This is a genomic window from Mesotoga sp. B105.6.4 (assembly GCF_002896535.1).
Lineage (GTDB): Bacteria > Thermotogota > Thermotogae > Petrotogales > Kosmotogaceae > Mesotoga.
The window spans coordinates 1-23,956 of record NZ_JWIM01000016.1 but is presented as its reverse complement, the minus strand read 5'-3'; the positions used below and the strand labels follow the sequence as shown (position 1 = coordinate 23,956).

Sequence of the window (23,956 nt, the reverse complement as noted above, 5' to 3'; positions counted from 1 at the left end):
ACTGAGGGGCCTTCTGGCCCCTCAATTTCTTTCTTTGGAGTGATATTTCTTGGCTGATCTTTCAGTTCTCGAAATGAGAAACATCACTAAAGCCTTTCCAGGAATTCTTGCAAATGATAACATTTCGTTCGATCTCCGAAAGGGAGAAGTGCACGCTCTACTTGGAGAAAATGGAGCAGGCAAGACGACCTTAATGAATATCCTTTTCGGAATTTACAAGCCCGATGGTGGAGAGATTCTCATTGAGGGAGACAGGGTGTCGATCTCTTCACCTCATAATGCGCTGAAGCGGGGAATAGGAATGGTGCAGCAGCATTTTACTGTAGTTCCCTCCTTCACGGTTGCCGAGAATGTTGTTCTCGGCTTGAAAGACATGGGCTTCTTTGTAAACACAAAATCAGTTGAATCGAGCATAAAGAATCTGGGAGAAAGCTATGGCCTACCCGTGAATCCGAAGGCAAGGGTCTGGACTCTCTCGGTCGGAGAGAAACAGCGAATCGAGATTCTAAAGTTGCTTTATACCGGCGCGAAAGTCATCATTCTTGACGAGCCAACGGCAGTCCTTACTCCTCAAGAGACTGAAGTCTTGTTCAGAGCAATAAGAAAGCTCGTGAGTGAAGGCTCTTCAGTGATCTTCATAAGTCACAAACTTGACGAGGTGCTCCAAATAAGCGACAGGGTTACGGTATTGAGAGGTGGCAGGTTTGTTGGAACTGAAGAGAGAAGTTCAATTGATAGAAGATCTCTCGTAAGAATGATGGTTGGAAGAGACGTTTTGCTGGACTTCGAGAAATCAACAAAGGAACCTGGTACTACTGTTCTGGAAGTTGAAGACTTGACCGTGAAAAATGACAAGAATCTTGAAGCGGTGAAGAGCTTGAGTCTGAACATCCGCTCTGGTGAAATACTAGGCATCGCAGGGGTCGCGGGTAATGGGCAAAGAGAGCTTGCAGAAGCCATTTATGGCCTTAGAAAACCTGTTCACGGTACGATTCGCTTGAACAGCAAGACTCTTCGTCACACGGATGTCGCTCAAAGAATTCGGGCAGGCGTGGCATTTGTTCCCCAGGACAGGAGAGCTCTGGCTACATGTCCCTCGCTGTCAATTACTGAGAACATGTTTATGAAGAACGCCCACACGAAGTACATTCCTCAGTCTCCGTTCAACGTAGATTTTCGTGCAATGCAGAAGGCCACGGAGCGACTCGTCAGCGAGTATTCGATTTCAACTCCGTCGACCAAGACTCAGGCAAGATTTCTTTCCGGAGGAAATCTTCAAAAACTCGTACTCGCGAGAGAGCTGTCAACTAAGCCAACTGTAATCATTGCAGAGCATCCTACAAGAGGTTTAGACGTGGGAGCAATGGAGTTTGTCTATAAATCCCTTCTTGCTCATAAGGATCGAGGAGCGGCTATCCTGCTTCTAGCCGGGGAACTCTACGAGATATTCAGGCTTTCAGATAGGGTTGCTGTGATGTATGAGGGTCAGATAATGGGGTACACACCTCCTGATCCAAAGTATACAGAGGAAATTGGTTTCATGATGGCCGGTTCAAAACAGGAGGAGATCGCGTGAAGTTGAGAATAGAAAAGAGGCTAGCCGTCCCCAGATACTCCTCTATCCTTGTACCGATACTCTCAGTGGCCGCTGCGTTGCTGCTGATGGGAATCATTCTGTTGATCTTCTTCTACGGCCGACTTGGAACCCTGTCTCTTGCATTCAAAGAGACGTTTGAAGCATACAAGGAAATGTTGACTTGGCCCTTTGCGAACAGATACGGGATATTCAGTACACTAATGAGGATGGTCCCGCTGGCTTTCGTTGGGCTCGGCCTTTCATTTGCATACAGAATGAAGATATGGAACATAGGAGGTGAAGGCCAGCTCTATATGGGAGCATTGGCCGCTACCTGGGGAGCTCTTTACTTATTCAAAGATGTCACTTCGCCAGTACTTATGATTCTCCTAATTTCAGTTCTAGGAGCGGCAGCGGGTGGCATTTGGGCCTTAATTCCTGCATTAATGAAGGCATTTGCAAAGACCGACGAGATAGTGGTAACTCTTATGCTCAACTATGTCGCAATATTCTGGGTAGATTATCTTGTATACGGACCGTGGAAAGACCCGAAAGGTTATGGATTCCCGGGGACCGCGCCTTTTCCTCAGCAGGCAAGATTTCCGACTCTCTTCGGAGGCGAATTTCACATTGGCTTTTTCCTGGCAGTCGTGTTGGCGTTCATTCTCTTCTATGTGTACAGAAGGACAAGGTGGGGAATGAACTCGAGAATCGTAGGGGACAATGCGCAAGCAGCCAGATACTCGGGAATCAGCATAATAAAGTACACGATCATTGCGCTCGTTGTTAGCGGAGCAATAGCGGGCTTGGGAGGGGCCGTACAAATGATGGGAGTGCAACACAGACTGCAACACGGCTTCTCTCCAGGATACGGATACACTGCGATCATTGTAGCCTGGCTGGCCAAGCTGAACCCGATTGCAATTCTGCTTGTCGCATTTCTCTTCGGAGGACTACTCGTAGGAAATGATCAGCTTCAGATGTTCTATAAGCTGCCGATGGCTCTGATATCTGTATTTCAGGGGCTGGTACTTTTCAGCCTTCTCGGAGGAGAGGCTATTGCCAAATATAGATTGAGGGTATCGAGAGAGGAGGCAGTCACGAATGAATAATATCGAGTCTTTCATTCTCTCGACACTCAGCGCTACAGTCAGAGCGGGAACTCCTCTGCTGTTCGCGGTTCTCGGCACGATCTTCACTGAAAGATCGGGAGTGATGAATCTCGGATTAGAGGGTCTCATGCTGGTCGGAGCTATTGGAGGCTTCGTCGCCTCATATCAGACTTCAAACCTTCTACTTGCTATACTCGTCGCAATGCTTGCAGGAGCCGTTCTCGGCCTTGTTCATGCCTTCTTCACAGTAACTCTCAGAGTGAACCAGATCGTCAGCGGGCTCGCCATAACTATGCTCGGAACCGGTCTAAGCGGTTTGTGGGGAAGAGACTACATCGGGGTAATCGCAAAGCGTTTTCAGCCTATAAGAATTCCTGTATTATCGGATATTCCATATTTGGGTCAGATTCTTTTCAGTCACGACCTTCTCGTCTACATAAGTTTTCTGCTTGTTCCCGTCATGTGGTTCTTCATTTACAAGACACGACCCGGACTGACCCTAAGAGCAGTAGGCGAATCTCCCGATGCCGCAGATGCTAAGGGTATAAATGTATTCGCAGTCAGATACATCTACACTATTCTGGGAGGTTCAATTACAGCAATAGGCGGAGCTTATCTCTCGTTGGCCTATAACTCGATGTGGATCGAAAACATGACGGCCGGCAGGGGGTGGATAGCCATAGCTCTTGTGCTATTCGCAACCTGGGATCCTGTGAAGGCCTTGATAGGTGCATATCTCTTCGGAGGAATAACTGCCCTTGGATTGAGATTACAAGCAGTAGGAGCTCACGTCTCACCCGACTTTCTCAAGATGCTTCCATATTTGCTCACAATTGTCGTTCTCTTTTTCACTTCGACAGATACGCTGAAGAGAAAGGTAGGTGCGCCGACATCACTGGGAGTACCATATTCAAGAGAAGAGAGAACCTAAAGGAAACAATACGTTCGTTTTTACTGTTGATCCGTAACATTGTTTTGTGGTATAAATTTCCTATCAAAGATATTCGGAGGTTCAAAGTGATGACTCGAGCAGCATTCATAAGTTTTGCATACGCTTATTGGTTTAGGAGGAACGTCCTTTCTTCGGACTCCTCCGGTGTGTGCTTGAGTTAAAATACACTAGAGAGTATAAAAAGAGAGGACGTTGAGAAGCGTCCTCTCTTTTTATTTTAGGAGGGATGTAGAATGAAGCGGGTTCTTGTATGTGTATTACTACTTATTGGAGTTCTTGGTTTCTCAACGCAGACAGTCGGAATTACTTCGATCGTCGAACACCCAGCGCTAGATGCAGTTAGAGACGGAATTATCGATGTACTTGAAGAGAATGGTTTCAAGGATGGAGAGAATATCGTAATCGATTTTCAGAACGCCCAGGGATCGGTATCAACCGCAGTAACAATAGCAAAACAGTTCGTTTCTCTGAACCCTGCAGTGATGATTGGAATTGCCACTCCTTCGGCACAGGCGCTGGTGAACGCCTCGAAGACAATTCCAATAGTCTTCAGTGCCGTCACCGACCCAGTTAGTGCCAGTCTAGTTCCTTCATTTGGCAAAAACCCGGGAAATGTAGTTGGAATCAGCGATATGACGCCAGTCAAGACTCAGCTCCAGCTTCTCAAACTGACTCTGCCACAAGTTGAGACGGTAGGGATTATCTACAATTCAGGAGAGGCAAACTCTGTAACGATAAGGGAGTTTGCCAAAGAGGCTTGTGACGCTCTGGGAATGAGGTTAGTCGATATTACCGGTTCCACAACAGTTGAAATGGTCACCTCTCTTAACGCTCAGATCAAAGATGTTGATGCTATCTACATCGGTACCGACAACACCGCAGCCTCGAGCATCCAGTCGATTTCCAAAGTCGCTCTAAGAGAGAAGATAGCGATAGTCGCGGCTGACATTGACATCGCAAGATCGGGCGGCCTCATCGGCTTTGGATTCAACTACTATCAGGTCGGTAGAGCTACTGGAGAGCTTGTCGTTGAGATTCTTAAGGGTACTCCTCCATCGGAACTTGAGACAAAGATACTTGGACAGGATTCCCTGATTCTTTTCGTAAACACTGACATTGCAGAAGAAATCGGTATTGAGATACCACAGTCTGTTCTTGATCTCGCAAACATCGTTGTAACTAATGGTGTAGAGACGGAAAGGTAAGTCTATGGCGATTCTGGAACAGGGATTGATAATAGGCCTAATGGCCCTGGGAGTTTATATATCTTTCAGAATAGTTGATCTTCCTGACCTTACGACAGATGGATCCTTTGCCCTGGGAGCAGCGGTTGCGGTAAGGGCTCTGGTTTCCGGATTTCCTGCCTGGTTGGCGATAATGCTTGCGGCCGCCACGGGTGCTCTTGCTGGCAGCATAACTGGAACAATCCATAGAAAGCTCAAGATCAACGTTCTATTAGCCGGAATTTTAGTCATGACAATGCTTTACTCAGTAAATCTCAGGGTAATGGGCGGGCCGAATCTCCCTGTTCCTCGAGTCGTTCCTGAAAGGAGCACTCAAAGTTTTGAAGAGATGAGCGGCGGAACTGGTCTTGATGGCCTTTTTGGAGAGCTCGAGATCAATACTGAAAAACGCACAACAAAGACTACTGTTGTTGCAAAGAACATCTTCAACAACGATCTCGACGGATCCGACTTATTGCTCATAGTTCTCATAATTTCTGCTGTGGTTGTAGTTCTTTCGATTGTGCTGAAATCTGATCCTGGGATGACACTAAGAGCTTTTGGAAGTAATCCCTCGGGGGTGGTTTCTTTCGGTATCTCTCAGAATCTTCTCGCTATTGCGGGGCTTACCGTTGCGAACTGCATTATTGGGCTGAGCGGCGGTCTATTCGCGCTTTACAGCGGTTTCTCTGATGCCACAATCGGTCAAGGAATGGTCGTAACAGGACTGGCATCGGTAATAATGGGCGAGATACTTCTGGGAAGAGTTAAGCTCTTCTATGGTCTTCTCTCACCGATAGTGGGAGGTGTTATTTATCAGACGCTTCTCTCTCTGGCAATGAGGTATGGGTACAGAATCGGTTTTCTTGCAAGCGACATGAAACTACTCACAGCAGTCTTTATTATCACGGTAATTGGATTACGACAGCTCTCCTCGAGCGGAGGAAAACGAAAGGTTAAACAGGAGGTGAAGAGGTTATGGTCGAATTCAAAGATCTGACGGTCGTATACAATCAGGGGATGGAAAACGAAAGAGTTGCCCTAAGAAATGTGAGTCTGACAATCCCCGAAGGGCAATTTGTCACCATAGTCGGACCCAATGGAGCAGGCAAGTCAACACTTCTCAAAGTAATTCTTGGTGAAGTTCAGCCCACATCGGGTTTATATATAATCGACGATAAGACGATGAATTGCATGAAGCCTCACAGACTTGCTGAGTTCATCGGAAGAGTCTATCAAGACCCAAATACGGGAATATTTCCGGCTCTTACAATAGCCGAGAACCTGATAATTGCATCGAAGAAAGGCAACAGGCCCTTCAGGTTCAGTTCTGTCAAAGAAGAGGCGATAACTCTTCTTAGGGATCTCGGGCTTGGACTGGAAGACAGGATGAGAACGAAAGCGGGAGAGCTCTCCGGAGGGCAAAAACAGTCTCTGGCTATGGTAATGGCCATCTTGTCGAAGCCCAGGCTGCTGCTTCTTGACGAACACACGGCTGCGCTTGATCCAGATAGCGCCTCAAGAGTAATGGAACTGACAGCCAGAATCAACAGAGAGTACGACATAACTATAATCATGATAACTCACAACATGGAAATCGCCAACTCTTACGGAGAAAGGTTGATGAGATTGATCGATGGTGAAGTTGCAAACGATGGAATAAGAGAGATAATGTCCAGAGCGACTTCAGTTATGTGTTGAGCGGCTCTCGACTCCACCTGTGAAGAGACTCTTCAAGGTGAGCCAGTACGGACCTTTCACATAACCGCTCAAATAATTGATCAACAGTTTACCAGCCGTTTTTCCCTTAAGAAGATCTAGTTTCTCATCAAGATTCGCGTTGAACCTCTTCCTGAAGGCGTCTGCGATCTGCAGATGCCTCGCGATAGGGAAAAGCCTTTCCAGGTATCTTTCGTTTGCGGTCTTTCCCTTGTAACCATCTTCAACAATAGATAGGGCCGCCTGCCTTCCTGAATCAAGTGCAAAGTCAATCCCGGCACCTATCCAGTTATCGATAAGGCCTGCGCTATCGCCCGCAAATAACAGACCTCTTTCCAGGTTGTTCAGTTTCAGCACTACCTCACTGTCGAATGTAGGAATAGGAGTTCCCGAAAGTTCAATTTCCTCATCAAAGACTCTCTTAATCAGTGTGCTCATTTCTTCATAGGAAGAGACATTTTCACAATCAGGATAAATTCCCCCGCCTACTGAATCATACGACTCGCCAGGAAAACTCCAAAGATAACCGTTGGGGACAAACGTTATGGAGGCATTACCCGTTGGAGAGCTGTATCCGTGATATATGACACTGTAACAAGGAGGTTCCTGACCGACTAACTTTGCCCCGAAAACACCTGCGGAGATTATCACGTAATCCGAACTCAACTCTCTGCCGTCTGTCATTATCGCAAAGGCTTCTTTGACTCTCTTGACTTCTAGCACTCTCGAGACAACGAGCCGTCCGTCTCTCTCTAGAATAGATTTTAGAAGGGACTGGTCAAACTCCTTCCTATCGACCTTATTAAAGATAGGCCTCTTCGAAACCAAGGACACTATGTATTTGAAACTTCCTTCCGACAGAGCATTGACCGATAACTCGCGGGTTTCAAAACCCTGGATCTCCACATCCGGAAATACCTGCCTAAGGATTTTTAGTGCTCTTGGCGTCAGCCCGCCACCACAACCCTTTTCCCTCGGAAAAGTCCGGGAGTCCACAAGGACGAAATCAACGCCCTCTCTCAGCAAAACTCTTGATGCGGCCAAGCCCGCAGGACCAGCTCCAATGACAACAACCTTGCTATGCATCCTTTACCACCGCCTTGAGTCTAATGATGAGTAGCACCACAACGATCTCGAGGAAGATTAGAAACATGATGAAGAGAACGCCTGCCATCATGCCGAATTGATGCCCGAGAAAACCGACGAAGAAATTGGAGATAGCTCCACCTATTGAAGCTGCAACAGTAAACATCCCAATGGCAAAACCTATCCCGTCTTTCATGGTGGATATGAGAATCGCCTGAAGCGTAGGGAATGTTCCCGAAAAACCAAACCCGGCGAAGACCACGGCAATACCGATGGTAACTGGAGAACTAAGCAGTAATGCTGCTCCAAAGGAGACAAATGCAATGCTCACCATAAACAAGAGCGATAACTCGTAACCCAGTCGATCAACGAAAAAGCCTGCAAGCAATCTACCAATGAATATCCCCGTCCAGAGCAGTGCGGGAAAGACACTGGCATATCTCATCTCAATGCCCTTCGTCTCAAAAACAAAACTTGAAAGCCACGACGTAAAACCAATTTCATAACCTACATACAGGAGCACTCCGGCGAGTATTAGCCAGAAGACCTTCTTGGAGAACACTTCCTTCTTGAAGTGGGTTGCCTTCTGATTACTGCCGACAAAAGGAATTCTGAAGAGTAACGGAGCAAAAGCTACAAGAAATGCGCCACCGAAAAGAGCAACGAAGAATGGCTTCCACCAAGAATTATAATCAACAAGAAAAGCTGCAACAATCAATGGCGATATGATCGAACCTAGCGCAAATAGCGAGTGCATCAGATTCAATGCTCCGCCCGGTTTTCTGTAGTTCATTCCGGAAACGCCAATTCCAATCGACGTCTCCATCGTTCCTGTTCCGAAGCTTAGAGCCATACTCCCCAGAAGCAGCAGCCAGAATGACCTCCCGATCGAGAGAACTGTCAAGCCACCTGTAATGATTACTATCCCGCCGGCAAGCAACTTGAATGGACCGAACTTGTTCGAAAAAGCGCTCACAAATACCGCCGACAACATGAAAGCAAGAGTAGGAAGTGAAAGAAGTACTCCTGCTATCTGATGATCAATCCCAAAACTCTTCTCGATTGCCGGCAGCGCACTACCCAGTATTATCGATGTAAATCCAAAGAGAAAAAAACCACATGACGAAATAAGGCTGAAAGCTTTCTTCGTGTCCATGAGAGAATTCTATCACGATGAACGGATTGTTTGAACTAAAGGGAAACTCAAAAAAAGCGCAGCCCGTAAGCTGCGCTTTTGAGGTTTTTTCTTCACATGAAGAACGGAGTTACCGGGAAGAGTGAACCAAACACCAGAGAAACAACAGACATCAGCTTGATAAGAATATCCATCGACGGGCCAACTGTATCCTTGAGAGGATCTCCCACCGTATCGCCAACGACAGCCGCTTCGTGTGTTGGAGTACCTTTTCCGCCGAACTCTCCCGTTTCAATGTACTTCTTTGCGTTGTCCCAGGCTCCGCCGGCGTTTGCGCTAAATATTGCGATCATGATAGCGCTTGACAGTCCTCCCATCAACAGCCCTGCCACGGCAGATCGGCCAAAGAGAAAGCCGACAATGAATGGAGAAGCGATTGCAACTATTCCTGGGGTAAGCATTCTGCTTACGGCACCTTTGGTTGTTATCTCAATGCATCTCTTATAGTCAGGCACCGCCTCGCCCGTTCTGATGCCAGGAATTTCTTTGAACTGTCTCCTGATCTCAACAATCATAAGGTTTGCGGTATCGGCCACACCCTTGATCAATAGAGATGTGAAGAAGAAGGGCAACATACCTCCAATCAAAATCCCAATTAGAGTGTATGGCTCAACCAGGTTGATCACCGGATTGTTCACAATCTCGTCGGCAGTTCCCGCCGTACCCCAAATATACGAGACTATGAGGGCAAGGGCGGCAAAAGCCGCTGAACCAATGGCGAATCCCTTTCCGATTGCCGCTGTCGTATTTCCGACAGAGTCGAGCCTGTCGGTGAGCTTTCTTACCTTAGGATCGAGTTTGGCCATCTGAGCTATTCCACCTGCGTTGTCTGCAACAGGACCATAAGAGTCGACAGAGACGATGTATCCAACAAAAGAAAGCATCCCAAGGGCTGCGATAGCTATTCCGTAAACTCCTGCAGACCAGTAAGCGGCAAGAATTGCAATTGCAAGTGTTATTACCGGCCAAATGGTACTTCCCATTCCAAGAGCAAGACCGCCAGTGATATTTATGGCCACTCCGCTCTGGGTATCCTTTGCAAGCTTTCTAGTCGGCTTATATTCATCCGATGTATAGTATTCACTCAGCTTCGAAATGATTATTCCCGCGATGAGTCCGGCTGCTATTGCAAAAAAGAGTCTCCATCTGGAAACAAACTCAGGATTGATGATGAAGCTGTCCTTAAAGGCATAGTCCGGCGCCGCTACTCCAATCACTATGGCCACGGAGCCCAGAACAAGAGCCCCTGTAAAGAGGTTTCCAAAGCTCAAGCTCTTCTGAGCATCTTTGGTCTTCATATTCGCGACCACAAGCACGCCTATCAAAGAGGATAGTACGCCCGCGGCGGCTATTAGAACAGGCAAGATTATCAGGCCGTAATACTGTGCTTCGGTCATCGTCCCGTGATCCGCGAACTTCATGAAGATCGCCAGAACGATCGCTGAGACTATCGAAGCAACATAGGACTCAAGAATATCCGCACCGAGACCGGCGACATCTCCCACGTTGTCTCCAACGTTATCGGCAATGGTAGCCGGATTTCTTGGATCGTCTTCTTCTATCTGCTCTTCGATTTTCCCCACGAGATCGGCACTCATGTCGGCGGCTTTCGTATACATTCCTCCGCCGACCCTATCGAACAAAGCTATGAGACTGGCTCCTAGAGAGTAAGAGCTAATGATCATGATTCCATCAATATAGGATATCCTGCCGAAAGCTCTGGAGATATCCGTGATGTTCTCAAAAACAAACGAGCTCTTGAAAACAAGCATAACAAGTGCCAGACCGGTAAGTGAGAAACCGGCCACAGCAAGCCCCATAACAGACCCGCTTGAGAAGGCAACTTTGAAAGCGTTCGCTAGACCATGCTCCGCTCCCGCTGCAACTCTCGCATTTGCTCTTGTTGCAGCGTACATCCCAATAACTCCGGCCAGCTCAGAGACGAGCGCGCCAAAGAGCAGCACAACTGGATACTTGAACGACTGGAAGATAATCCCTAGAACTGCGGCCAGTACAATAGCCACAAGGAATATCTTTCTTGCTTCTTCTTCAAGGAATGCAGAGGCACCTTCCTGAACATACTTAGAAAGCTCTTTCATCCTATCATTACCTTGCGAAAAGCTCAGAGTCTTTCGCAACATAATGAAGGCAAAAACGGTTGAGATAATCCCTGCTACAAGTGGAAAGTACAATGAGTTCATTCGTTCTCCCTCCTAGTTGCTACTTTATTGGAACACATTTGACTTAGAAATCCCAACTTACATCCCAACGCTCGAAACAGTCTTTAGGCAACTTTTCCACGAAATCATGTCCGCTTCTGAAGACGTATCTGTTTCCTATCATAGGCCTTGATCTACCACCCTTCTGTTTGAGAATGTAAAGGTAATCCTTTGCTCTTGTAACGGCCACATAAAAAATTCTTTCTTCTTCGCTCAGAGAACCTTCTAGTATCGCCATTGAATTCGGCAGATCACCCGGATTCACGGCCAAAATGAAAACTACGTCCCACTCCAACCCCTTCGCCTGATGCACAGTTGAAAGCACAACCGCCGGTTGTTTTTCAGCAGACTCCCGTTCAATATCGATCTTCTCGCTAACGGCAAGATCCTCAAGAAGATCGGAAATCGACCTGTAGCGACCGGCAATCTCAATAAGCCTCTCAACATCCATCCTTCTTTCTCTCGCGTCCGGGAATTTGTCATCTAGATAGGCACCGTAGAAAACCTCATAAAAACGCCTTACAATCTCCGAAGGAGGTTCTTTTTCATCGAGATCACTGAAAAGGGCAGCCAACTTGTCAAGTTTCACCCTGTTGCTTACATGCGACCCAATTACATCAACCGGTTTGTGACCGTCATTAACTGCTGCGGTTATTCCCTGAATTATTCTAAGAGACGTTGCGCTTCCTACACCGGGAAACAGCCTCAAAGTTCTTCCCCAGGATATTTGATCCAGCGGGTTTTCGATAACCTTCAGTATTGCAAGTATATCTTTAACGTGAGCGGTTTCGGTGAATCTGGGACCCGAGTAAAGGGTGAAATTCATCTTTCTCTTGTCCATCTCCATCTGGAGCTCGAGAGAATGATAGTGTGAACGGTATAGAACGGCTATCTTATCGGGGTTTATACCATCGTCTACGTGTTCCTGGATCTTCTGAGCGACAAAAGAAGCTTCTTCCAGATTGTCCCAGGTCTCTGCAACGACCGGAATCGGTCCGTTCATTCTAACCGCCCGAAGTTGCTTTTCAATGGAGTCTTCGGGAACAATGGAGTTAACTAAATCGACAATCTGTGGGGTTGATCGGTAATTAGTCTGAATCTTAAAGATCTTTGCATCTTTGGTAGCAAGAAAATCATAGACGTTTTCGAACCTTGCTCCCCTGAATGAATATATCGACTGGGCATCGTCTCCGACAACTATCAGGTTTCCGTGAATGGAAGACAACATTTCGACGAGCCTGAACTGCAAAACATTGGTATCCTGAAACTCGTCAACAAGAACCCATCTGAAGCGCTCGGCCTCTTTTCGAAGAATCACGGGATTCTCATTGAACATCTTGAGAGCCTTCAACAGCAGATCGTCATAGTCAACACAGTTCTGAAGTGCCTTTTCTTGAGCATACCTCTTCCAGATCTCTTCAATCTCGTCATATGAACCGAGAAACTTCCGATTCTGCCTCGCAATCGACTCTCTCAAAGATGAAAGTACGTTTACCGAATAAGAATAGATGCTTTGAAGAACTCCTGCTGAAGGTAGAGTCGAACTGTTGATACCTTCTCTTTCTTCAAGCAACTCCGCCCTACAATGCTTAATGAGATCTTTCGAATCCTCTCTGTCAAGGATAGTGAAATTCTCTTTCAACTCGGCTGCCTTCGAGTATTTTCTCAAGAAGTAATTGCACACGTGGTGGAATGTTCCTGAAAGCATTCCCTGGAGGCTTGATCCGCTGGTTCGCCTGGCCCTATCGATCATCTCTCTGGAAGCGGCCCTTGTGAATGTGACGAGAAGAATATTCTGCGGGCTCACCGAATTCGATACTAGATGCGCGATCTTATACGTAATCACACGGGTCTTTCCTGAACCCGGCCCCGCCACTATCAGTGAACGGCCGTTTGATTGGACGACAGCTTTCAGCTGTTCCTCGTCTAGTCCTTCGCTAAGAAATTCGGGAATCTCTGAACTTTTGAGAGTATATTTCTTCATCGACCACAGCGGCCCCCTTCTGCTAAGATTTTACCATAACGATGAAATCGCTTCACTGAGACTCTTTCGATACCCTGGAGGTAACAATGAATGAAGAAAGCGGTGGAATGAAGCAGATAGTTGTCTCTCTCTTGCTGTTGCTCTGTGTGTTTCTGATAGGAATCTTTGGATACTCAATAATCGAAGGATACCATCCTATCGATTCCTTTTTCATGGTAATGATCACGATCTCAACAGTTGGTTACAGCACCCCTACTGACCTGACTGAAGCCGGGAAGGTGTTCACCAGTATAATTATACTTGCGAGCATCACCATCGTTGTTTACGCAGTTTCAAACATAACGGCTTTTCTTGTAGAAGGAAGAGTCAATAAGCTTATCAGGAGGAGAAGGATATTGAAAACAATACAAAAACTGGAAAACCATTTTATTGTAATCGGAGCTGGCGACCTGGGATCAACAATTGCAAATGAGATATCTAAGAGAAACTATGACGTGGTGATTGTTGAGAAGAGAGAAGAAAGGCTCCGTGATCTGACTAAGAAAGAGGGAGGAAAGCTAATATTCATCTCCGGAGATGCCACAGAGGAAGAGACCTTGAAAAGCGCAGGCGTTGACAAGGCACAAGGTTTGCTCGCATGTCTTCCGGACGACGTAGACAACATCTTCGTAGTTCTAACGGCTAGAGGAATGAACAAAAACATGAAGATAATTTCCAAGGTAACCCATGGTGAGAACATCAACAAGTTGAGTTATGCGGGAGCAGACAAAGTAATTCCCATCCAGGAGATTGGAGCGCACAGAATGGTCGCAATGATGCTAAACCCAACGATCACTGGCTTTCTGGATAGTATCTCGCAATCAGGTTCACTGCAGTTGCGTTTTGAAGAAGTCAGAGTGCCGGAAAGCTTCCCCGAAAAAGGGCAGACATTGGAAGCGCTTAGAATACCACAGAAGATAGGCTTGATTATAATTGCAACAGTTACGGGCGGAGTTAGCAAGTTCAATCCAAGTGCTTCGACAGTAGTTAAGCCCGGTGACAGCCTTATGGTCCTCGGAGGGCATGAGCAAGTACTTAAGCTCCAAAGTTTCCTGAAGGGCGATCTAGAGGGCTGATTGCTCAGTGAGCCAATGTGATAGATCTCAAGGAATCAATGGCGCCTTATGAAAAGCGCCCGGCTTATAGAGATCTCCTATCTCTTATAAGATGAAATCATTATTCAGTCATTAGAGAAATTCAAAATAGGAGGAATCGGAATGGCAGACAAAGCGGTAAAATATTCGGCAAAAGGCATAGACTTCGCACCGGGAATAGCGGGATTCTCTGCGAAGGCAGTAGAGATCAACTCCCCGTTCTCAGGAAGACCCGAGGCTCACAAGTATCAGCATGACCTATATGTAGTGATTTCGGGAACTGCGAAGGTCAAAACTGGAGTGCTCAACGGTGACATAAAAGAAATCTCCGATGGCGAGTTCAGGAGTGAAGAAATGATTGTCGAAGAAGAACACATTCTCCAAATAGGAGATTCACTGCTGATTCCTACCGGGGTAGGCCACTCGCTAATCGTCGAATCCGGGACCTATTCGCAGTGGGTCTTCAAGATTGATAAGAAGTGATCTTGCTGATCAATCGTCCTCCTTCAGCTGTCCAAAAGCATGGACCCGTTCACCGATGAGATCAACCGAGAAAGGGCGTTGTCGAGACGTTCGCTATGCTGACGAGAAGGCGAGAGAAAAGCCAGTCACTGCTGAAGTAAGACGCAATGCCGCCTTCGGCGGGACGCAAGGCTGGCGAAGATCTTGCCAGGTCGCTATGCCCGGAAGAGCATCCGGGGACGCAAGGCTGCCTTCGGCAGGAGGCGAGGCCGACTTCGTCGGGAAGTGATGCTGCTGCGAAGGAAGCCTCTCAGGTCAACCGTCAACGGTCCACCGTCCACCGAAGATCCGCTGTGCGCTTAAGAGCGAGGACCCGCTGATCGCTGCTCAAAACAACGTTCTCCGTCAACGGGCCGCCGTCCACCGAGAAGAGCCGTTGAGCCTGCGCTGGCGCCCTTAGACCCGCTGGTCGCTTGCCAAGAGATCGGGTTGATAGGGGCGGGTTAAGAAATTCGGGTTGCTAAGAGCGGGTTATCAAAACCGGGTTATGAAGATCGGGTGTAGTAAGAGGAAGATTTGTTCTTCGCTCCAGAGCTAGGATTTGTTCTTCGTTCTTGGTCAAAACCATAACTCAGTAACGTGGAGATCCTTACCAGGAGCACGAGGATTACGAGGAAAGTAGATTCATGTAAAATAATCATGGCTGTCATCCCAAGTTACTCATACAAGCTCCTTCCTTTGTCATCCCGTGATGAATTTGCACGGGATCTGGTCTTGAGAACGATCCAAGAATCGAGATTCTGACCAGCATGTCAGAATAACGGGATGAGGTTAGGGAAGGGTTTCGACTTTGCGTCACCAGGAACGAGTTATGAAGATCGGATCTGAAGGATCGGGGCGCACGACTCTGCTTATGCAGACCAGTCGGGCTTTGCCCGACAGCATTGCACACAAATATACTAGTCAGTGCAATTCGTTTTGTTTCAATAGTGGCTGACTTCAATATTCTGGCCGTCCCGTGGGCGAAGCGAACTTCTCGAAAGGATTTCTCTCGTCTCCTCTCGATCTTATCGGTAAACGCGTCCTTGCTTTTGGACGGTCAACGACTCTTCATTTTCAGTGTCTGCTTAAACGAGTGTGGACTGCGACTGGAATGAAAACTCGCGTGCCTCCGAATTTTTCCTGAAGTGACTTACCTAATTCTTACGGTCTCGTCTCTATCGACATTTCCCTTGGAATCATGAATCACTAACTTGCCTTCAGGACTGCTGCCGGCTAACTCCGAAGCAGCGGTAATTGTATCGTCCTTTTCGTCAAACCGATGAATGATTCTCTCTTCACTTTCGTGATCGACTATCCAGGATCCTTCGTGGGGTCTCACATGGTAGATGTTTTCAATAATCTCTTCACTAATACTCGGAATCTTGCGTAGTTCTTCATGGTGATCCATGAAATGCACCTCCTACACATCACTGACAAATCATAGAACCGCGAAGTTCAAAAGCTCATCCAATGTCACTCTCGGAACTCGACTCTCTTGCGAACAAAGCGGCGCCGTAAGCTCCCATTATATCGGGTATTTCGGGGATGAGGATCTCCGTTCCAAACAACTTATTCAAAGCCTCCACTACCCCGGGGTTTCTCGCAACCCCTCCGGTGAAGACAAGAGGTTCTGGAGATCCCAATCTTGAATACATCGCTCCCACTCTTCTTGCTATCGCCTTGAATAGACCGGCCGAAATATCCTCAATTCTTTCTCCCAATCCTATCAGCGAAACAACTTCAGACTCGGCAAATACAGTGCAAACCGAACTGATCGAAATGTCCTTCTTTGATTTTCGGGCAAGCGACGACATCTCTTCGGTGCCAAGCTCAAGAGCAGAAGCCATCACTTCAAGAAACCTTCCCGTTCCGGCGGCGCACTTATCATTCATTGCAAAGTCTTCTACACTTCCCCCGGAATTCAATCGGATAACTTTGCTATCCTGACCGCCTATGTCGATGATTCCTCGGGCTTCGGGGTAGAGTTCGAAAACGCCTCTGGCGTGACATGAGATTTCTGTGATCTTATCACTTGCAGATGATACGAGCAGCCTTCCATAGCCCGTAGAAATGCACTTTCCAATTTGATTTCCATTCTTGCGGGAGAATTCGGTCATCTCCTGTATAAGAACTTCTGCTGTATTCGAGGCCCTAATTCCCGTTTTCAAAGTCTTCGAGAAGAGTATCCTGCCGTTCCCGTCAACCAGAACGCCATTGGTAGTCGTAGAACCTGAATCAACTCCTGCGTAAATCACCGTACTTCCCTCCTCAGCATGCGATACTGATCTGAAGTCGCTCTTCTCCATCAAAGCCCCGATTCTTGTGGTCAGTTGTCCATCTGAATTTAGAGGAAAATCGAGTTCAACTCTGTAACTCTTTCCGTTGTCGCCGGCACGAACAAAGTCGAAGAAGTCGCAAAACTTAGGAACCACAAAGACAGTCGCATCTGCTCTGTCATCTGAAGCTGGAAATGGCTCGGAGAAGCGACCACAAGGAGATCTCCACCTCAGCAGACGTTCGGCAATCGCAACAAGTGGTTCGATGTTATCGGCAGTCTTGCTAGAAAACGGTCTTCTTCCCAGGCAGGTCTCATTTGATACTGTTATTGCGCCGGCCTTCTCCACTGCATTATCGAAGCTTTTCAGATCAGTCACTCCGCCGCTAAGTGCAATCCGTTTTCCCGATCCATCGCTCTTGGCATTAGAAGAGCTTACTTCGGCTTTCCTGCCATCTAGCGCCGAAAGATAAAGCCTTGATAACTCCGTCCCTTCAACCAGCATTTCATTTGCCTGCACATACTCCACAATATCGTTGAATCGGTTTATTCCAGTATGCAGGTCAACTGTAATACCGGAGCTCTGGAGGAAAGCTGTCAGAGCAACAAGCTCGCGGCAAAGGAATTTCACCGCGTCAGCGTCTCTCTTCCACGGAAGTCTGAGGATGAAAACCTTGGCTGACGAAAGCTCTGAGAGAAGATCTCCGACTCTGCGCATAGCATCACAAGAGTCGGCTATCAAGAGACAATCATCTGAATTCAGTTCCATCCCTTTTTTGTAGACGGTCTTTGCATAACCGCACAAATTGCATCCAAGTTCGTGGCAAGAGGTCGGAGCAGAGGAGGTGATTCTGTGGAATTCACAGGCGCTTCCGAGCATCACTTCCATTGGTATGTAGCTGCATGAATAATAGATCATCTTCTCTTCTCCACAATTTCCAGGAATGCTTCTGTCCTAGTCCGCAGCTGCCCGGCTCCCTGAGATGAATGGTCAACACAGTCACCCGTCAACTCAAGAAAGGAAATTCTCTCCTCTTCGAATATACTCTTCAAGTAACTCACTCCTCCGGCCGACTGTCTGCATCCCCAGTGAGAAAAGTGGATCACTCCATCTACCCTAAAGCTGCGTGCAAGATCCAGGCAGAAGTTTCCACGATCGACCACGCTTCCACAAAGAGGATTATAGACAAGTTTCTCTGCGAGACTCTCAAGTGGTCGCTGTGGATCAACCGGATACATCCAGTCCCACATGAGCTCACTGGCAACCACGAGGTTTTTCGATCCCGGAACGAAGAGATTGAAAAGCTCATTATCGTAATAGGGAGGAATGTGAAGCCAGAGGATCTTCCTCGCGTTTTCGGGAATCGCTTCAAGCCTTTCGTGGATACCTCTGGAGGCCGCCGCAATTCTCCCATCCCCGGCCAGAGTATGAAGTACATACAACGAGTTCATGTGTTCATACAAGTGCTGAGGCAGATACGAGTCTTCCGTTCTGGCTTTCGACTCCTCGAGGTTTTCCATGAGTTCTCTTTCATAAGACAATCTCAACGACAACTCATCCATTTTGAAGGGGGCCCCTGTGATTTCTTCGATCGTACCGACAACTTCTTTCAGTTGCGAGAGAACGTATCCTACAGCCTCACTCTTTCGACCTCTTGGCACATCTATCAAAATGAAAGGAACATCGTATTCCTTGGCTATTCTTTTGAAGGTTGGAAGATTTCCATCGCAGAGAATGCTTGTCGTCATCACCAACTTTGGCGGGGGGAGAAGCTTTCTCATAGATACTCCAACAGAAGCTCTATGAAACGTACAGAGGGAGTCGCTTATTCCCGCCTGTGAAGAATATGCTATCGCCGTGTCCTCAAGATGCATCGACGAAAGCGCTCCAGAAATGCCTTCGGCAGAGACGGGGTTAAGACCCGCAGAAAGAAGAAGCTCAGAAGGGGCCATGAGATTCACCCACACGGTACTGATACCCTTTATTGCAAAATAGACTTCCTCAAGCGCTAGATGATTGACCGTATTGACAAATCGAGGTCGACCCCTGTCTGGAAAATGCCTTCTTCTGAGGTTCTCAAATTCCATGCCTAACTGAAGCCATTTCTTGAACTTTTCGGTATCATCTATGTAATTTCTTAGAAAGCTTCCGAATTTCACACTCTTTCGCGACATCTACTATACTCTCGCTCCTGCCACAATGAATTGCTGTTATCAACCCATTGTCCCTTTGAGTCGGGATATTTGACTGAACTCAATTATAACCTCTTACGAACAAAGAGTCTGATAGTTCACCGGTCAGCTACTTCGCGCCCGCGATATGCTTGATCACTCTGAATCTCTTTCTGCATGACTGGGCGATATTGACCCGCTCTCTCCAAACAGGGCAAAGGAAAGGGATTTCCGAAAGTGATAGCCGTATATCGCAAATTCCACCGACAGTGGGAAAAGCGACGGCTTAAAGAAGGCCGTCCACAGTAACAGTAGCCAGTAGTGTATTCTGCCTCTTTCACGGATTCCAAGTACCCATAGGGACTTCAGAAAAGCCTTAAGACTATCGGAAAGGGGTCTTACATGTCTAGGTGTATTAGGTTTATAGTTCTTAAGAAAGGTAATGACTCTCTGACGGTAAGGTTTAGGAGCGTAGATGCTCTTAAGTATCTCATAGTAACCGTCTTCAAGGTTCTTGAGTCCCATCTTAGGAACTATGTTAGTCAGAATGCTTGTGTTATTTCCAGAGAACTCCGATGCGATCCTGTTCTCTTCTTTCAACCTCATGAAGAGTCTTGTACCTGTAGGCGCAGTGAGGACACCAACCATTGCCGTCACTATACCGCTCTTCTGAATGAAATCGATCATGTTTCTGAATACCGAAGGCTTATCGTGATCGAAGCCCACAATGAATCCGCCCTGAACCTGCAGCCCAAACTGCTGCATCTTCTTTACAGATGAGAGTAAATCTCTGTTTCGATTCTGATACTTACCGCATTCAAGAAGGCTTTCCTCCTCGGTAGTCTCTATGCCGACGAAGACGGTTCCGAAATTTGCGTCGACCATGAGTTTCATGAGTTCATCGTCATCCGAAAGATCAATTGAGACTTCTGTATTCAGTACAAAAGGATAATTCCTCTCTTTCATCCATTCGGCTACTGCCGGAAGAATCTCTCTCTTCAGCTTCGTCTTGTTGCCGATGAAATTGTCGTCCACAATGAAGACTCCCCCGCGCCAACCAGCCTCATATAATGCTTCCATTTCGGCAGTGAGTTTTTCCGCGCTCTTCGTCCTGGGAATTCGTCCGTTTAGCAGAACAATGTCACAGAACTCACAATTATAAGGACAACCTCTGGAATATTGAATGTTCATTGAAGAGTACTTTCTCATGTCAAGAAGCGCCCAGTTTGGAATGGGGCTGGTTCCGATATCTGGAAAGCCGTCAGATCTGTAAATGTGCTTAGCCTGGCCTTTCTCTAAATCATGAAGAAACGGCGCCAGAGTCATTTCTGCCTCGCCAAGAACAAGATGATCGACTTCACTGAACTCCTCGGGTCTGGTTGTGAAAAGCGGCCCGCCCGCTACAGTTTTGACACCAAGCTCTCTGCACCTTTGAATGACCTTCTTTGCCGAGTCAAGCTGAATGTCCATCGAGCTAATCATTACGTAGTCGGATTCTGTGATATCTTCATCACGCAGAGTGTCCGTGTTCATATCGATGAGCTTCTTCTCCCATTCTTCGGGCAACATGGCAGCAACGGTCATGAGACCAAGTGGGGGATACGCCGCTTTTTTAGAAACAAACTTCAAAGCATGCTTGAAACTCCAGAATGTCTCCGGGTATTCAGGGTAAACCAACAGAACTCTCAAGATCTCACTTCCTTTTTTCTTAAGATACCCATGACTCTGTTTCCGTAATAGAACGTTCGCGCGAAACAGTTCAATCTGCGGGATAAGAGACTGCGAAAACTGCCGTGACATTACCTAGAGTTGATTTGGCATCATTTGTTCAGCTGTCGGTCTAAGCCACTTTGCCGTAGTTGTTATAACGAAAGAGTATTCTCATTGAAAACATGGACTCGATTACTTATCCCGCTGTAATATCAATTTTATCACGCAGGCTAGTCAAGAGAACTCGCGAGCAGACATGAAGCACTTTGATCTCAGCGAATTCATGACGAGAATCCTTGGGTCATGACGAGATGCGGCTTCTTTGACATCGTCCTGGTCGAATGGTTAAAATCCTCAGGAGCTGCTGCATGACGGCGAGAATTGCGCAATCAATAAGGACCAGTTTATCTCGGCATCTCTCTCTGTTCAACAAGAACGACTCATAGAACCCACCCCTTACTATTTCGTGAGAGTCACCCAACCTGGCTACAAGAGACTTAAAGGTTTCGGTTTTCCAAGACCTCGCACAAAGCCGAATTGTCAAGAGAGGCTTGTCCAATTGCCTAGTTTTTGTTTCTTAAATGGTGCATCAGACCATTCCCGCCTCGCGAAATTCTCGGCAAATGCTTCACTTACATTGAGTTTCTTGGATTCGCGCTCCCGGTTCAAACGAGAAGCCTATCCCCTGAAAAGGTCTCCACTCAAATTAAATCCACGAACTCTTCTCTCGCAACGAAGAGCGCGGGCAAAGCTTGATCCTAAATCGCATCAAATAATTCGATATATTTACAGAAAGCGTTTATCAAAGATCGCTATATACTTCTTCACCTTCAATGAATACTCTCTCTGTCTTCGCCGAAAGGTTAAATGGATGATCAGTCCAGATAGCAATATCTGCGTCTTTTCCAACTTCAAGTGATCCAACTCTCTCATCTATCTTCAAAATCTTCGCAGCATTTATCGTCACCATCTTGAATAGATCGTCCTCTTTGGAGCCGTAACGTAAAGCCACACCGAGTTGAACGTTCGTATTTTCGAGAGGAATGACTGGATGATCACACATGAAAGCTGCCAGGACGCCTTTTTCGTTGAGTATTCTTGGCGCATCGTAACTCATGTCCTTAAGCTCGAGTTTCGTTCGAAAACCGAAAATAGGTCCAAGAACAACCGGAACATTGTTACTCTTGAGAAAATCTACTATCTTGTAGCCTTCAGTTGCGTGCTCCACAACAAGATCAAAATCAAACTCCTTTGATAGCCTTACTGCAGTCAGAATATCATCCTGTCTGTGAGCGTGAATTCTTGCGGGAATTTCCTTCTTGAGCACTTTTTCTCCTACCTCAAGTTTCGGGTCTATATCCGTGAAGGGCTTCCCCTCTTTCTCAGCAGCCTTCTTCTTCTCAATGTAGGCCCTGACTTTTGTGAAGTAACCACGGATAACAGCTGCCGTTCCCAGTCTAGTGGAAGGCGTTTTCTTGAAACCTTCTCCGTAGACTCTCTTGGGGTTCTCTCCTGTCGCCATCTTCAAACCTGCTGGAGCGCGAACAACCATGTCGTCGACTATCAGGGTTTTCTTGAACTTGAAGATAGCGCCCTGACCCCCGACCGGGTTTGCACTACCGGGAACAACCATGACAGTAGTGACTCCTCCTGATAACGCGCGCTTTATTGCGGCATCCTGAGGATTAAACGCGTCAACGACTGAAACATCGGGAGTAAGAGGATCTGTCGCTTCGTTTCCATCTCCGTAATAGCCGCCTACACCCTCTTCATAGATTCCAATATGAGAGTGGGCATCAATGAAACCGGGGAAAATATACTTTCCCGAAGCATCAATTACCTCTGCATCAGGTTCCTCTATTCCCTGGCCTATCCGCTCAATCTTTCCATTACCGATCAGGACATCGCCTTTGAATGGATCGGATGTGATAGGGTAAACTGTACCATTCTTTAGTAGTATTGACATGAAAGACCTCCTTAGTTCAGTAGTATATTTAGATTCTATCAGAAGTGATACGTAATGCACACTTATCGATATGCCATCTTGTTCTGGAGCCGACTGTCAGGAAGGAGTATATTATGCTTGAAGATGCTGTAGGAAGGGAGTATTCAAGAAACGATCTAGAGAGAAACTGTGCAGAGGCGATGGTTTACGGAGCAAACGAGGAATTCAATCTAAATCTTCCCAAAGAAGCGTTCGACACCATGGGTGCCTTCGGGGGAGGAATGAGAGTTGGAAGCGTTTGCGGTGCAGTAATGGGTTCCCTCGCGGTGATTGGCATTCTTTTCAACAGTGAAGAATTCGAGAAACAAGAGAAAATGAAACGTATCGCCGAAGAATTCCTTGAGGAATTCGAGAAGAGATACGGTCATCTTGATTGCAAAGTACTTAAAGAAAAGTACAGGGATGAAGTTATCGGATGTGAGCCAACCGTAAGAATGGCCGCGAAAGTGCTTGAAGAGATAATCGTCAAGTACGAAAGAGAAAAGACTAACTGATGACGATCAAATGAAAAGAAACGAGAGAGACCAACCGAGAGCTTTGCTTCTAGAAAAACCATATTCGAGAGTATTAAGAGCAAGGAGAGAAAGCAGATCCTGCATAGTAAGAAAAAGCAAAAGGCCCGGGTCGGGGGTTGCGGTAGGGATTGGAAAGAGCAAAGCGATATCAGTTGGCCGTTAAACGGTTCTCCTTTAGCCGAGGGAAAAACCAGTGCTTCGTTCCAGAGCGAGGATCTGTTCTTCGTTCTTGGTCAAACCAGAAAAGCTACATGAGACGAAAAAAGAAGGGTAAGACTCTGAATCAAGTTCAGATGACGCGTTGTGACATTTTTGCTCTTCCGACCTCTTGCCTCTGACCTCAGGCTCTTCCCAAGGACGGGTTCATGATCTGGGACGAAGGACTAAGGACGGCTCTTCACAGCGTTCAGCGGGTCTTTGTTCTTAAGCTTACAGCGGATCTTCGTCCAGTGTACAAAGGAGATTTCATACGACCTCATCTTGTCTGTTTGCTCCTTCCTTGTCTCTGTTCACAGTTCCTCCCTTTCGGTTGTCTGCACAGAGTTGGTTGACTAACCTACAAAACTGGATAACACA

At 46.9% G+C, this 23,956-nt stretch carries 18 protein-coding genes; 9 read left to right on the top strand and 9 right to left on the bottom strand.

Annotation, left to right across the window (positions count from 1 at the left end; all coding sequences use genetic code 11):
- Positions 1-49 precede the first annotated feature (49 nt).
- The 6 genes from RJ60_RS05110 to RJ60_RS05085 all read left to right on the top strand — a co-directional run bounded on the left by RJ60_RS05110 (position 50) and on the right by RJ60_RS05085 (position 6,564).
- Complete coding sequence (locus RJ60_RS05110) at positions 50-1,576, top strand: ABC transporter ATP-binding protein (RefSeq protein WP_099830719.1); 1,527 nt, start codon at positions 50-52, stop codon at positions 1,574-1,576.
- Positions 1,573-2,688 carry an ABC transporter permease gene (locus tag RJ60_RS05105; protein WP_099830718.1) on the top strand — a complete coding sequence of 372 codons (1,116 nt, stop codon included), beginning with the start codon at positions 1,573-1,575 and terminating at the stop codon, positions 2,686-2,688. The genes RJ60_RS05110 and RJ60_RS05105 overlap by 4 nt, the downstream gene beginning before the upstream one ends.
- Positions 2,681-3,619 carry an ABC transporter permease gene (locus RJ60_RS05100; RefSeq protein WP_099830717.1) on the top strand — a complete coding sequence of 313 codons (939 nt, stop codon included), beginning with the start codon at positions 2,681-2,683 and terminating at the stop codon, positions 3,617-3,619. Before RJ60_RS05105 ends, RJ60_RS05100 begins: the two co-directional genes overlap by 8 nt.
- Before the next feature lie 254 nt (positions 3,620-3,873).
- On the top strand, positions 3,874-4,845 hold the full coding sequence (locus RJ60_RS05095) for an ABC transporter substrate-binding protein (RefSeq protein ID WP_099830716.1): 972 nt from the start codon (positions 3,874-3,876) through the stop codon (positions 4,843-4,845).
- Between the two features lie 4 nt (positions 4,846-4,849).
- Positions 4,850-5,863: an ABC transporter permease gene (locus RJ60_RS05090; protein ID WP_099830715.1), complete on the top strand. Its 1,014-nt coding sequence runs from the start codon at positions 4,850-4,852 to the stop codon at positions 5,861-5,863.
- Positions 5,842-6,564, top strand: coding sequence for an ABC transporter ATP-binding protein (locus tag RJ60_RS05085; RefSeq protein WP_099830714.1), 723 nt, complete (start codon positions 5,842-5,844; stop codon positions 6,562-6,564). The genes RJ60_RS05090 and RJ60_RS05085 overlap by 22 nt, the downstream gene beginning before the upstream one ends.
- Here RJ60_RS05085 and RJ60_RS05080 read toward each other — a convergent pair.
- From RJ60_RS05080 to RJ60_RS05065, 4 genes are all read right to left on the bottom strand, one after another.
- Positions 6,550-7,668, bottom strand: coding sequence for an FAD-dependent monooxygenase (locus RJ60_RS05080; RefSeq protein WP_099830713.1), 1,119 nt, complete (start codon positions 7,666-7,668; stop codon positions 6,550-6,552). The two genes, RJ60_RS05085 and RJ60_RS05080, sit on opposite strands and share 15 nt — an antisense overlap.
- Positions 7,661-8,824 (bottom strand): sugar MFS transporter, encoded by a 1,164-nt coding sequence (locus RJ60_RS05075; RefSeq protein WP_099830712.1) that lies wholly within the window; start codon positions 8,822-8,824, stop codon positions 7,661-7,663. The genes RJ60_RS05080 and RJ60_RS05075 overlap by 8 nt, the downstream gene beginning before the upstream one ends.
- A 92-nt stretch (positions 8,825-8,916) precedes the next feature.
- Positions 8,917-11,064, bottom strand: coding sequence for a sodium-translocating pyrophosphatase (locus RJ60_RS05070; RefSeq protein ID WP_099830711.1), 2,148 nt, complete (start codon positions 11,062-11,064; stop codon positions 8,917-8,919).
- Between the two features lie 43 nt (positions 11,065-11,107).
- Positions 11,108-13,066 carry an ATP-dependent helicase gene (locus RJ60_RS05065; protein ID WP_103134177.1) on the bottom strand — a complete coding sequence of 653 codons (1,959 nt, stop codon included), beginning with the start codon at positions 13,064-13,066 and terminating at the stop codon, positions 11,108-11,110.
- A gap of 86 nt (positions 13,067-13,152) precedes the next feature.
- Here RJ60_RS05065 and RJ60_RS05060 point away from each other — a divergent pair, with 86 nt between their 5' ends.
- Positions 13,153-14,181 (top strand): TrkA family potassium uptake protein, encoded by a 1,029-nt coding sequence (locus RJ60_RS05060; protein ID WP_099830709.1) that lies wholly within the window; start codon positions 13,153-13,155, stop codon positions 14,179-14,181.
- A gap of 141 nt (positions 14,182-14,322) precedes the next feature.
- A complete protein-coding gene (locus RJ60_RS05055) occupies positions 14,323-14,682 on the top strand; it encodes a hypothetical protein (protein WP_099830708.1) in 360 nt (119 codons plus the stop codon).
- Positions 14,683-15,853: 1,171 nt separating this feature from the next.
- Here the strand turns inward: RJ60_RS05055 and RJ60_RS05045 are convergent.
- From RJ60_RS05045 to RJ60_RS05025, 5 genes are all read right to left on the bottom strand, one after another.
- Entirely contained in the window at positions 15,854-16,111 is a 258-nt protein-coding gene (locus RJ60_RS05045; protein WP_099830706.1) for a DUF2188 domain-containing protein, read from the bottom strand.
- Between the two features lie 55 nt (positions 16,112-16,166).
- Positions 16,167-17,897, bottom strand: coding sequence for an acyl-CoA dehydratase activase (locus RJ60_RS05040; protein ID WP_103134176.1), 1,731 nt, complete (start codon positions 17,895-17,897; stop codon positions 16,167-16,169).
- Positions 17,894-19,153 carry a 2-hydroxyacyl-CoA dehydratase subunit D gene (locus RJ60_RS05035; protein ID WP_103134175.1) on the bottom strand — a complete coding sequence of 420 codons (1,260 nt, stop codon included), beginning with the start codon at positions 19,151-19,153 and terminating at the stop codon, positions 17,894-17,896. Before RJ60_RS05035 ends, RJ60_RS05040 begins: the two co-directional genes overlap by 4 nt.
- Positions 19,154-19,306: 153 nt before the next feature.
- Complete coding sequence (locus RJ60_RS05030) at positions 19,307-20,839, bottom strand: B12-binding domain-containing radical SAM protein (protein ID WP_099830703.1); 1,533 nt, start codon at positions 20,837-20,839, stop codon at positions 19,307-19,309.
- A gap of 823 nt (positions 20,840-21,662) precedes the next feature.
- Positions 21,663-22,826 (bottom strand): amidohydrolase, encoded by a 1,164-nt coding sequence (locus RJ60_RS05025; RefSeq protein WP_099830702.1) that lies wholly within the window; start codon positions 22,824-22,826, stop codon positions 21,663-21,665.
- 113 nt (positions 22,827-22,939) lie between these two features.
- Here RJ60_RS05025 and RJ60_RS05020 point away from each other — a divergent pair, with 113 nt between their 5' ends.
- The gene (locus RJ60_RS05020) at positions 22,940-23,359 is read left to right on the top strand and encodes a C-GCAxxG-C-C family (seleno)protein (protein ID WP_099830701.1); all 420 of its coding nucleotides are present in this window, start codon (positions 22,940-22,942) and stop codon (positions 23,357-23,359) included.
- Positions 23,360-23,956 lie beyond the last annotated feature (597 nt).